Origin of the sequence: Cellulomonas sp. (assembly GCF_036279715.1) — a bacterium.
GTDB lineage: Bacteria > Actinomycetota > Actinomycetes > Actinomycetales > Cellulomonadaceae > Cellulomonas_A.
The window spans coordinates 1-11,581 of the sequence record NZ_DASUIR010000122.1 but is presented as its reverse complement, the minus strand read 5'-3'; the positions used below and the strand labels follow the sequence as shown (position 1 = coordinate 11,581).

Genomic DNA, 11,581 nt, shown 5'->3' with positions numbered 1-11,581 from the left:
CCTGCGCACCGCGGGGTACGGCTTCGTGACCGTGGACCGGTTGCGCGGCTGAATCGGCGCGACGGCGGCCGTCTCACGTGCTCAGCCGGCCCCCGAAGACGCGACCATCTCGGGGCCGCATCGCGCCGGGCGTCAGGCCGCGAGCACGGTCGCGAACGCGCGCAGGTCGGCGGCCAGGAGTCCGGGACGCTCCATCGCGGCGAAGTGGCCGCCCTCGGGGATGTCGCTCCAGTGGACGATCGCGTTGAGCGGCTCGGCGAACCGGCGGATCGCGACGTCTTCGGCGAAGACCGCGACGCCCGTGGGGACGGTCGACGGTGTTGGCCAGCGCCCGCTGTGCATGCTCTCGTAGTAGATCTGCGCGGACGACGTGGCAGTCCCGGTGAGCCAGTAGAGCGTGACGTCGGCGAGCATCCGGTCGCGGCTCAGCGCCTTCTCGGGCAGCTCGGTCGACGGGTACGTCCACTCCTTGAACTTGTCGACGATCCAGGCCAGCTGTCCGACCGGCGAGTCGTTGAGGGCGACGCCGATGGTGTGCGGGCGGGTGGCCTGGATCTGGAAGTAGCCGTTGCCGTCGCTCAGGTAGGTCGCGAGCCGCCCGAGCCGGTCACGCTCGACGTCGGTCAACGTGGCGGCGACGTCGTCGTCGACCTGGCCGAACGGGATGAAGCCGAAGGTCGCCGCGTTCACGTGGACGCCGATGACGTGCTCGGGATCGACGCGACCGAGGTCGGGTGCGACGAACGCGCCGAAGTCGCCGCCCTGGGCGATGTAGCGGTCGTAGCCGAGCCGGCGCATCAGCTCGGCGAACGCGGTGGCGATCCGACCCGAGTCCCAGCCGGCGTCCGGCGTCGGGCCGGAGAGCCCGAATCCCGGCATCGACGGGACGACGACGTGGAAGGCCCGGGCGTCGTGGTCGGCGGGCGTCGTGAGCGGCTCGATGAGGTCGAGGAACTCGATGACCGAGCCGGGCCAGCCGTGGACCAGCAGGAGCGGTGTCGCGTCGGGGTTCGCGGACCGCACGTGCAGGAAGTGGATCTGTGTCCCGTCGATCGTCGTCGTGTACTGCGGGAACGCATTCAGATCGGCCTCCTGGGCGCGCCAGTCGAACTCGTTGAGCCAGTAGTCCGCGAGCTCGCGCAGGTAGGACATCTCGACCCCGCGCGACCAGCCGAGGCCGGGGATCTGGTCGGGCCAGCGAGTCCTGGCGAGCCGGTCGCGGAGGTCGTCCAGGGACTCCTGCGGGGTGGCGAGCGTGAAGGGGACGATGTCGGTGGTCATGACCAGTGCTCCCGTGTCGTAGAGGTTCTGACGGCACCATCGTCGAATCGAATCAGGACGGTTTCGTTCCTGATTCGAGAGAGGATGATCGACATGGCCGACACCTCGGCGCGGATGCTGCGCCTGCTGTCCCTGCTGCAGATGCCCCGGCCCTGGACCGGACCGGAGCTGGCGGCCCGACTCGGTGTGAGCACCCGGACCGTGCGCGCCGACGTCGACCGGCTCCGCGGGCTGGGCTATCCGGTGATCGCGAACCGCGGTGCGATCGGTGGCTACCGGCTGGGGGCCGGAGCGACGCTGCCACCGCTGCTGCTCGACGACGAGGAGGCCGTCGCGGTCACCGTCGGGCTGCGCGCGGCCGCGAGCGCGTCGATCGCCGGCGTCGAGGAGGCCTCGCAACGAGCCCTCGCGAAGGTCGAGCAGGTGCTGCCGTCGAGACTGCGCCGGAGGGTCGCAGCACTGCACTCGTTCACGGTCGCGATACCGCCCGACCACGCAGTCCCCACCGTGCAGGCGCAGGTCGTGAGCACCATCTCAGCAGCCTGCCGCGACCGGGAGCAGCTCCGTTTCGACTATGTGTCGCACGACGGCGCGACCACACGTCGCCGGGTCGAGCCGTATCGGCTCGTGACGTGGGGGCGCCGCTGGCTGCTCGTCGCGTGGGATGTCGACCGTCGCGAATGGCGCACCTTCCGGATCGATCGGATGACGCTGAAGATCCCCAACGGTCCCCGGTTCGCGCCGCGCGATCCGCCGTCCGACGACCTGGCCGTCTATGTCGCGCGCGGGGTCTCGGCCGCCGCGTGGAGGCACCGGGTGCGGCTGAGGGTGTACGCGTCGGCCGCCGAGGTCGCGGAGCGGCTGCCGGCTGCAGTCGGACCGATCGAGGAGGTCGACGACCACACCTGCCTCGTCAGCAGCGGCGCGGAATCGCTCGAGACGCTCGCGCTGTATGTCGGCATGCTCGACGCTGACGTCGACGTCCTCGACAACCCTGCACTGGTCGACCACCTCGCCCGACTTGCGCGCCGCTACGCACGTGCGGCGGGCCTCCACGCATGACGGGTCGGGTCCGCACGGCGACGTGCGCCCTGCCGGGGCGATCCTCGGGCACGCTGTGCGGTGGGTCGGTCGTTGATCCCCTCGATCCGGCCGGGCCCTCGTGACCGCCAGCTCCGCTCCCCAGGTGGCCGCATCCAGGGTCGCGGTCAGGTAGTGGTCGTTCGCCGTCCCGCGCTCGCCGTAGCTGGAAATCGGACCACGCGGCTGCCAGTGAGTGAGATGGCCCGCGGTTGTTCCCCATCGCAGGCCCAGGACTGTTGTCCGCCAGGGTGGCTGGTGTGACGGTCGCGCAGCTCAGACTTCACCCCGTCAGAACGCCGCCGGCACCCGTTCAGCCCATGCCCGCTTTGCCCCGTTCGTGCCAGTCTGCGAGCTATGGGGGACCCGAGTCTTCCTGGTCCGACGAGGAGGATTCCCATGAAGCTCAGCTGGAGAGTCGGCGCCACCATGCTGGCAGTGGCCGCCGTGGTCGCCGTGCCAGTGCCCGCCTTGGCGGACACCGTCACCGTGACGAACGCAGTCGTCGCGGGAGACGGGTCGAAGAGTGTCTGGACAGACACGGGGGTGGGGGTTTCCGTCAGCTACACGCTCGCCGCGGACAACAACCCGGTCGGCGACCTGCAGGGCTGCAATGCGCAGACGAAACCAGGCGGTGGCGTGACGGTCACGATCCTGCCGGTTGCGAACGTGACGGCTTCCCCCTCGGCCCTGATCTTCACCGACTGCAGCACAGCGAAGTCCGTCACCTTCTCGGCGTCGTCACCCGGTGACTTCTCGGTCACGGCCTCCGCGACCGGCGGCAAGACCGGTTCCCTCTTCACGACGGCAGCCGCGAACTTCACCCTCCACGTGGTCAGCCCGAATCAGCCGCCCACGGTGACCGTGACCGGCGTCCTCCAGGGCGCCAGCTATGAGCACGGTTCGGTGCCGGCGGCGATGTGCAACGTCACCGACGACCACGACGCGGCGCGCACCTTCGCCGCCACCCTCAGCGCCATCGCTGGCACGCTGACGAGCTACGGCCTCGGCAGCCAGACCGCAGCCTGCTCCGCCACCGACACGGGTGGACTCACCTCGACAACCGCGGCCGCGTACACCGTCGTGGACACCACGAAGCCGACTCTGACGGTGCCCGGTGATCTCACCGCGGAGGCGACGGGCAGCTCGGGCGCCGTGGTGACCTGGAGCGCATCAGCTACCGACGCGGTGGACGGCTCGCCCGCCGTTGCGTGCTCCGGAACCGGCGGGCTCACCTCCGGCACCACCTTCCCACTGGGCGCGACCTTGGTCGGCTGCACCGCTACTGACGTCGCGGGCAACCAGGACACCAAGCAGTTCCAGGTCACTGTCCAGGACACGACCCCGCCGCTGTTGACACTCCCTCCCAGCTCGACGACAGAAGCGACCGGTCCCAACGGTGCATCGGTGACGTATTCCGCCTCCGCCACCGACAGCGTCGACGGCGCCATCACCCCGACCTGCACCCCGGCCTCGGCGACCACCTTCGGGATCACGACGACGACTGTCGGCTGCACGGCGACAGACGCCCGCGCCAACCAGGTGCAGGGTCTCTTCAGCGTGACCGTCCAGGACACGACAGCGCCCACCCTCACGCTGCCGACCGTGGCGCCTCATGAGGCAACCGGCCCCAGCGGCGCGACCCTCACGTACGCGGCGACGGCGTCCGACGTCGTCGACGTCACCGTCTCGGTGACGTGCGACTACCCGACCGGCAGCGTCTTCCAGGTCGGCGACACCACGGTCAGCTGCACGGCCACCGACGCTCACGGCAACACCACCCCGGGCAACTTCACCGTGACGGTCACGGACACGACGGGACCCGTGCTGACGCTGCCGGGCGACATCAGCGAGGAAGCCACCAAGTCCACCGGCAGTGACATCGCCTACAGCGTGCTCGCCAGCGACCTCGTCGACGGCAGTGTCGCCACCTCGTGCGATCCCGCCAACGGGACCTTCGCGATCGGCACCACGACCGTGACCTGCACGGCCACCGATGCCCACGCCAACGCCACGACCGGCAGCTTCACCGTCACCGTCGTCGACACCACCGCTCCTGTCCTCAGCGCCGGCCCTGGTGACCAGACTCTGGAAGCGGCCAGCGCCGACGGAACCGTCGCGACGTTCGCGTCACCGACAGCCGTCGACCTCGTCGACGGGGATCGCGCGGTCTCGTGCGCGTCGGGCTCCGGACTCGGCTCTGGGAGCACGTTCCCGCTCGGCACCACGACGGTCACCTGCGTCGCCTCCGACACTCGCGGCAACGCCAGTGACCAGACCTTCATCGTGACGGTTGCTGACACGATCGCTCCGTTGGTCGGCGTTCTGGAGAACATCACCCCGGAGGCCACCGGCCCGGACGGCGCGGTCGTCAGCTTCACCGCACCGACCGCCACGGACGCAGTCAGCGGCTCCCCCACAGTCACCTGTGACCCGACCTCCGGGTCGACCTTCGCCATCGACACCGTGGCCACCATCACGTGCTCGGCCACGGACTCCGCCCACAACACCGGCAGCTCGACATTCACCATCGTCGTGCACGACAGCACCGGTCCGGCCCTGGCCGTCCCGGGCAACATCACTGAGGAAGCCACCAGCCCCGACGGCGCGACAGCGTCCTGGGCCGGCGTCAGCGCGACCGACCTGGTCGACGGGCCTCTCCCGGCCAGCTGCGACCCGACCTCCGGGAGCGTCTTCCACCTCGGGGACGCGACCGTGGTCACGTGCACCGCCTACGACGTCCATCACAACAAGGGCGTCGGCGGATTCACCGTCACCGTGCTCGACCGCACCGCACCGGCGCTGGTTGTCTCCGGGGACACCACGCTCGAGGCCACCGCCCCCAGCGGCGCACCGGCAACCTTCACCGCGACCGCCACCGACCTCGTCGATGGCGCCGTCACCCCGACCTGCACCGCAGGAGGTGACCCGGTCGCCAGCGGCGTCACCTTCCCGCTCGGGAACACCACGGTCACCTGCTCGGCGGCCGACGCTCACGGCAACATCTCGCCGTCCCAGTCGTTCACGGTCACCGTGCAGGACACGACCAGACCAACAGTCACCGTGCCGGTCAACATGACGCTGGAAGCCACCAGCGCCAACGGGGCTCAGGGCACCTACGCCTCGAGCGCCGCCGACCTCGTGGACGGCACACTCACCCCGACCTGCGCACCGGCCGCCGGAGCCACCTTCCCGCTCGGACTCACCACGGTGACCTGCACGGCCACCGACGCCCACGCCAACACCGCAACCGGAAGCTTCACCGTCACCGTCGTCGACACCACAGCGCCCGTGGTCAGCGTGCCCGCGAACATCGCCACGCTCGCCACGTCGGCGGCCGGAGCAGTGGTCACGTTCGCCGCGCCGACCGCCACCGACGCTGTCGGAGGCAGCAGCCTGGCTGTCTGCGCCCCACCGTCGGGCAGTCTGTTCAAGCCGGGCGAGACGGTGGTGACCTGCACGGCGACCGACGTGTCGGGCAACTCCGCGGCGCGAACCTTCAAGGTCACCGTGCGCTTCGACTGGACCGGATTCTTCGCCCCGGTGGACAACGCGATCCTCAACGGGATGAAGGCAGGTTCCACGGCACCGATGAAGTGGCAGATCTCGAACCAGGCCGGCGGCTACGTGTCGGACCTGACCATCGTGAGCAAGACCACCTCCGGCGTCGCGATGTGCTCGACCGGTGCCTTGGTGGATGACCTGGAGGTGTATGCCACGGGCGGCACCCAGCTGCGCTACGACTCCACCGCGCACCAGTTCATCTACAACTGGCAGTCCCCGAAGAAGCCGGGGACCTGCTACACCATCACCATCGGACTGACAGATGGGACGTCCCACTCCGCGACGTTCCAGCTGAAGTAGCGCCGGACACCGCTCTCCGTGGGAGGTCAGCCAGAGACGCCTCCCACGGAGAGTCCGACCCGCCCCACGGACTGATCGAGATCCTGGGCGCGCCGTGGCGAGCGTGCATCCCCCCCGATGCCATGCGCCCTCGTCTCTAGCCAGCCCCGGCCTGGGTGAACTCCGGATCAGACACAACCAAACCGAGGCCGCAGACGTCAACGGAGCACAAGGATGTGACGACGGGAGCAGCGGAGAGGCAGCACCATGGGGGACGAACGGCTGGCCCGGCTGGTCCGAGAGCGCGGGCCCTCCTTGGTCGCGTACGCCTTCATGCTCACAGGCGACGACGCCGCGGCCCAGGACGCCCGTGCCGAAGGTGTCCGCGTGCGCGCCATGACCGATGCCGCACACCGGCGACGCGACTCCCGGTCAGATCGGGAGCCGGCGGTCTCGGATCAGACAACGGCGCGCACGGCCCACGCGGTCGCATCCACCTCGAACGGACCGGCCGGCAGGAGCGCGCGGCAGTGCAGGCGCACATCCTCCCGGCGGCCGGGGTCCAGCGTGGCCAGCTGGGCGCCGGCCGGTCCGGCGCCGAGCGTGAACGGCCCCCACCACTCGTCGAACGAGGCGAACGGAACAGTCAGGCGCAAGGCCCGCGCGACCGTGCCGGTGAGGCCCGCCGCTTCGTAGACGGCCGCCAGGTCGCCTTCGCGGACCCCCACGAGGCCGCGCTCGGTTTCGACGTCGGGTACGACCTCGGCGAACCCCCGGTAGAAGGCATGCAGGGGCCCGGCGTCGGACGACTCGTCCCAGACGCAGGCCGCCACGACGCCGCCCGGCCGCGTCACCCGTGCCATCTCCCTGACGCCCGCGACGGGATCCTTCATGAAGTGCACGACCAGCTGGGCGAGCGTCCGGTCGAAGGAGGCGTCGGGGTGCGGCAGGTGCTCGGCCACCGCCGATGCGACCTGCACGCCCGGGAAGCGCTCGGCGAGTGCGGCGACGAAGGGCGCCGACGGATCCACCGCGGCGACCGCATCGGCCCCCAGGCGCCTCACGAGCTCGCCGGTCAGCGCGCCGGGCCCGCAACCCACGTCGAGGGCGCGCTGGCCCGACCGCACGTCGGCGAAGTCAGCGAGAACGGGCGCGAGCGGACGGGAGAACCGGCCCATGAACCGGTCGTAGGACTCGGCAGCGACGTCGAAGCTCATCGCCGAACCATGCCGCTTACAGGAAGGTGCCCTGCTGGGACGTGAAGTCCCGTCCGGCACTTCGACCCCGCTCGATGTCTCGGGAGATCTGCGCCAGCGCCTCGGCGCGAGCGGCATCCTCGCCGTGGGCTCTGTCTGTGCCGCTCGCGTCGGGCTGCCGGCGATCGACCCGGTGCCGGACCGAGCGGAGTCCAGCACCGACCACGACGACGACCAGGACGACGACGCCAGCCCATTCCAGCGGAGTCATGCGAGACGCACTTCCCTTCCCACGCACGGGACGTCGACGGGCGACGGAGCGGCACGAGGTGGCCCACGTGAAGTCTCGCCGCACAGCAGCTCGCCGGCAAGGCCCCTGGGGTGGCCGCCGCCTGTGGTCGCACCCGCCCCCAGCGAGGAGCATGGGCGCATGAGCCAGGTGACCTGGAAGGACGAGCCGGAGGAGCACGACTTCCCGGCCGCGAGCGACATCCCCTGCCGGCTGGCGGACGCCACCGGAACGACCTCCGGTCGCCGCGCGCCATGACCTTCGGGCTGCTCGCGCTCGTCTGCCTCGCGGGCCTGGCCGGCCCGCTCCTCGCGGTGTCCCGGCGGTTCGGTCTGCCGGTCGTCGTCGGCGAGCTGGCGGCGGGCGTGGTGCTCGGCCCGATGATGGCGGGTGCGGTCCACGCGGACGACCCCACCCTGACGTTCATGGCGACGATCGGCTTCGCGCTCGTGATGTTCGTCGCCGGTTCGCACGTTCCCATGCGTGATCTGCGGCTGCGGCAGGTCCTCCCCGTGGGGCTGCTGCGCGCTGCCGTCGTGGGGGTGGCGTCGGTTCCGGTCGCACTTGGGCTCGCCGCCGTCTTCGGCACCCGGCACGCGCTGCTCTACGCAGTCCTGCTGTCGTCGTCGTCGGCGGCGCTGGTCCTGCCCATCGTCGACTCGCTCCACCTCACCGACGGCCCCGCACTCCCCCTCCTCCCCCAGGTCGCCGTCGCCGACGCCGCCTGCATCGTGGCCCTCCCGCTGGCCATCGACCCGGCCCGTGCCGGCCGGGCAGCGCTCGGGGCAGGCGTCGTCCTCGCCTGCGCGCTCGTCCTGTGGGCGGCGTTGCGAGCGAGTGAACGCCGCGGGTGGCGCGCCTCGGTGCACCACCTGTCGGAGCGACGCAAGTTCGCCCTCGAGCTCCGCGTCAGCCTCGCGGGGCTGTTCGGCCTCGCCGCGATCGCGGAGGCCGGCCGCGTCTCGGTCATGCTCGCGGGCTTCGCGGCCGGCATGGCTGTCGCAGCCGTCGGCGAACCCCGACGGCTGGCCCGGCAGCTGTTCGGCGTGACCGAGGGCTTCTTCGGACCGCTCTTCTTCGTCTGGCTGGGTGCCTCGCTCGATCTGCACGCGTTGGGACGACGCCCGGCGCTGATCGGACTCGGCGTGGCTCTCGGCGTCGGCGCGGCGATCACCCACCTGGCGCCGCGCGCGACAGGGCAGCCGCTCGCCCTGGGCATGCTCGCCTCGGCGCAGCTCGGTGTGCCGGTCGCCGCGGCCACGCTCGGCGGGAGCTCCCACCTCCTCGTCGACGGCGAGCCGGCGGCACTGCTCCTCGGTGCACTCGTGACGATCGCGGTCGCCGCGGTCGCCGCGCGACTGCTCGGACCTCGACCAGGCGGGGAGCCGGCCGTCCCGGCGACGACGCACCCCAGCGGGTGAGCGCCGCGGTGACCAGCCGGCGGCGAATCGACCCTGCTGGGACTACGCCGCAGAGGTGTCGGGCTGGTGGATCCCGAACGTGTTGCCCTCGGTGTCGAGGTAGTAGCCCTGCCACGCCATGCCGGTCAGCGCCATCTTCGGCATCGCGACCTGCCCGCCCGCAGCGAGGATGCGACGTTCGGTCTCGTCGTAGTCGCCGACGCCCATCGTGCAGACGAACGCGTTGGCGCCCAGGCCTGCCCCTGGGGTGGGCGCGGGCCGCTGGAGCAGGCCCCCGTTGATGCCGGGCTCGTCCTCCGGGCCGGTCGTGATGCCCCAGTAGGTCGAGCCGGTCACCTCCCCGAAGTCCGCGAAGGACCAGTCGAACACGGCCGCGTAGAACGACTTGGCCCGCTCGACGTCGTCGGCGTGGATCTCGAAGTGCACGACACGGGACATGGTGATCTCCTTCGTTCGAGGACCTCGACAAGTCTGGCACGGACGCGTCGCCGCGACCTCGTGACGCCGTCCGCCGCGGGCCTGGCACGGCAGGCTCGCGTTGTAGAGTTCCAGGCCAGACCTGTACGGATCGATTCGATGCGTGCCCTCGCGGCGTCCGTGTGCCGCGCCTCCTGAACGGATGATCCCGTGACCGATCTGCTCCCCTACCGGGACCCCACCCTCGCGGTCGAGGACCGCGTCGCCGATCTCGTCGGGCGCATGACGCTCGAGGAGAAGGTCGGCCAGATGCTGCAGCTCAACTCCCAGGACGGGGTCGAGCACCTGGTGATGGACCTGCATGTCGGCTCGATCCTGCACACCTCGCCCGAGCGCGTGCGCCAGGGTCACGAGCTGACCGCGCGGACGCGTCTGCAGATCCCGCTGCTGGTCGCCGACGACTGCATCCACGGCCACTCGTTCTGGGAGGGCGCGACGATCTTCCCCACCCAGCTCGGCATGGCGGCCACATGGGACGCGAGCCTTCTCGAGCAGGCCGCACGTGCGACAGCCGTCGAGGTGGCCGCGACGGGCCTCCACTGGACCTTCTCGCCGGTGCTGTGCATCACCCGTGACCTGCGCTGGGGGCGGGTGAGCGAGACGTTCGGTGAGGACCCCTTCCTCATCGGGGAGCTCGCCTCGGCGATGGTTCGCGGGTATCAGGGCGACGGCCTGAGCGACCCGACGGCGATCCTCGCGACTGCCAAGCACTTCGCCGGGTACTCCGAGACGCAGGGCGGGCGCGATGCCAGCGAGGCTGACCTCTCCCGCCGCAAGCTGCGCTCATGGTTCCTGCCGCCGTTCGAGCGCGTCGCCAGGGAGGGCTGCCGGACGTTCATGCTCGGGTACCAGTCGATGGACGGGGTGCCGATCACGGTCAACGACTGGCTCCTGAACGACGTCCTGCGTGGCGAGTGGGGCTACACCGGCACGCTCGTGACCGACTGGGACAACGTCGGTCGCATGGTCTGGGAGCAGCACACCCAGCCCGACCATGCGCACGCCGCCGCCGCGGCTGTACGGGCCGGCAACGACATGATCATGACGACCCCTCAGTTCTTCGACGGGGCGCTCGAGGCTGTGCGCCGCGGCATGCTCGACGAGGCGCTGATCGACGCGGCCGTCGGGCGGATCCTGACGCTGAAGCTCGAGCTCGGCCTCTTCGAGAACCCCCGGCACCCCGATGCCGCCCGGCAGGCGGTCGTCATCGGCTGCCGGGAGCATGCCGACCTCAACCTGGAGGTTGCGCGCCGCTCGCTCGTGCTCCTGGCGAACGACGGCACACTCCCTCTCGGGCAGAGCCTCGTGCCCGACGACGCGGGACGAGCAAGCGGCGGCGACGGGGCGCCGCGGACGATCGCCGTCGTCGGCCCCAACGCGGACGACCCGCACACCCAGCTCGGGGACTGGGCCGGCAACAGCGGCCAGGTGGACTGGCTGCCCGACGGCCAGCCGCGCGAGATGACCGAGACCGTCCTCGACGGGTTCCGCGCCCACGTCCCCGCCAGCTGGATGGTCACGCACGCCCGCGGTGCCGACATCGTCACCATCGGGGCCGACCCTGAGGGCGACGTCTTCCCCGACGGTCAGCCGCGACCTCCGTTCGCCGTGCCTGCCGCGCCGGACGCCGCGCTGATCGCCGACGCGGTGGCAGCCGCCCAGGGCGCCGACTGGGTCGTCGCCGTGGTCGGCGACCGCATCGAGCTCGTCGGCGAGGGCAGGTCCACCGCGACGCTCGACCTCCTCGGGGGCCAGGTCGCCCTGCTCGACGCCCTGGCCTCGACGGGCACGCCGCTCGTCGTCGTGGTCATCGCCTCCAAGCCGCTCGTGCTGCCGCCGTCGGCTCGACGCGCGGCCGGCATCGTGTGGGCCGCCAACCCCGGCATGCGCGGCGGCCGGGCGATCGCCGAGCTCGCCCTCGGGCTGATCGAGCCGACCGGACGGCTGCCTGTGTCGTTCGCGGAGCACGTCGGCCAGCTGCCGGTCTACTACAA

The 11,581-nt window shown here is 71.1% G+C and carries 8 protein-coding genes; 4 read left to right on the top strand and 4 right to left on the bottom strand.

Annotation, left to right across the window (positions count from 1 at the left end; translation table 11 throughout):
• Nucleotides 1–132: 132 nt before the first annotated feature.
• Nucleotides 133–1,281, bottom strand: coding sequence for an epoxide hydrolase family protein (locus VFW79_RS12130; protein ID WP_329677547.1), 1,149 nt, complete (start codon nucleotides 1,279–1,281; stop codon nucleotides 133–135).
• A gap of 93 nt (nucleotides 1,282–1,374) precedes the next feature.
• On the opposite strand from VFW79_RS12130, the gene VFW79_RS12125 reads away from it, so the two are divergent.
• A complete protein-coding gene (locus VFW79_RS12125; protein ID WP_329677546.1) occupies nucleotides 1,375–2,343 on the top strand; it encodes a transcriptional regulator in 969 nt (322 codons plus the stop codon).
• Between the two features lie 417 nt (nucleotides 2,344–2,760).
• A complete protein-coding gene (locus tag VFW79_RS12120; RefSeq protein WP_329677545.1) occupies nucleotides 2,761–6,225 on the top strand; it encodes an HYR domain-containing protein in 3,465 nt (1,154 codons plus the stop codon).
• 437 nt (nucleotides 6,226–6,662) lie between these two features.
• On the opposite strand, the gene VFW79_RS12115 is transcribed toward VFW79_RS12120, so the two are convergent.
• Both VFW79_RS12115 and VFW79_RS12110 read right to left on the bottom strand, forming a co-directional pair.
• The gene (locus VFW79_RS12115; protein ID WP_329677544.1) at nucleotides 6,663–7,421 is read right to left on the bottom strand and encodes a class I SAM-dependent methyltransferase; all 759 of its coding nucleotides are present in this window, start codon (nucleotides 7,419–7,421) and stop codon (nucleotides 6,663–6,665) included.
• 16 nt (nucleotides 7,422–7,437) lie between these two features.
• Nucleotides 7,438–7,671 (bottom strand): hypothetical protein, encoded by a 234-nt coding sequence (locus VFW79_RS12110; protein WP_329677543.1) that lies wholly within the window; start codon nucleotides 7,669–7,671, stop codon nucleotides 7,438–7,440.
• Nucleotides 7,672–7,943: 272 nt separating this feature from the next.
• Here VFW79_RS12110 and VFW79_RS12105 point away from each other — a divergent pair, with 272 nt between their 5' ends.
• A complete protein-coding gene (locus VFW79_RS12105; RefSeq protein ID WP_329677542.1) occupies nucleotides 7,944–9,110 on the top strand; it encodes a cation:proton antiporter in 1,167 nt (388 codons plus the stop codon).
• Between the two features lie 42 nt (nucleotides 9,111–9,152).
• Here VFW79_RS12105 and VFW79_RS12100 read toward each other — a convergent pair whose 3' ends face one another.
• Nucleotides 9,153–9,548, bottom strand: coding sequence for a VOC family protein (locus VFW79_RS12100; RefSeq protein WP_329677541.1), 396 nt, complete (start codon nucleotides 9,546–9,548; stop codon nucleotides 9,153–9,155).
• 189 nt (nucleotides 9,549–9,737) lie between these two features.
• Between VFW79_RS12100 and VFW79_RS12095 the strand changes: the two genes are divergently transcribed.
• Nucleotides 9,738–11,581, top strand: a 1,844-nt coding sequence (locus VFW79_RS12095) for a glycoside hydrolase family 3 protein (protein WP_329677540.1), incomplete at its 3' end; no start/stop codon positions are given.

Excerpts from the sequence above, each read along its gene's own strand:
- VFW79_RS12130 (WP_329677547.1), bottom strand. The coding sequence starts at position 1,281 with ATGACCACCGACATCGTCCCCTTCACGCTCGCCACCCCGCAGGAGTCC.
- VFW79_RS12125 (WP_329677546.1), top strand. The coding sequence starts at position 1,375 with ATGGCCGACACCTCGGCGCGGATGCTGCGCCTGCTGTCCCTGCTGCAG.
- VFW79_RS12120 (WP_329677545.1), top strand. The coding sequence starts at position 2,761 with ATGAAGCTCAGCTGGAGAGTCGGCGCCACCATGCTGGCAGTGGCCGCC.
- VFW79_RS12115 (WP_329677544.1), bottom strand. The coding sequence starts at position 7,421 with ATGAGCTTCGACGTCGCTGCCGAGTCCTACGACCGGTTCATGGGCCGG.
- VFW79_RS12110 (WP_329677543.1), bottom strand. The coding sequence starts at position 7,671 with ATGACTCCGCTGGAATGGGCTGGCGTCGTCGTCCTGGTCGTCGTCGTG.
- VFW79_RS12105 (WP_329677542.1), top strand. The coding sequence starts at position 7,944 with ATGACCTTCGGGCTGCTCGCGCTCGTCTGCCTCGCGGGCCTGGCCGGC.
- VFW79_RS12100 (WP_329677541.1), bottom strand. The coding sequence starts at position 9,548 with ATGTCCCGTGTCGTGCACTTCGAGATCCACGCCGACGACGTCGAGCGG.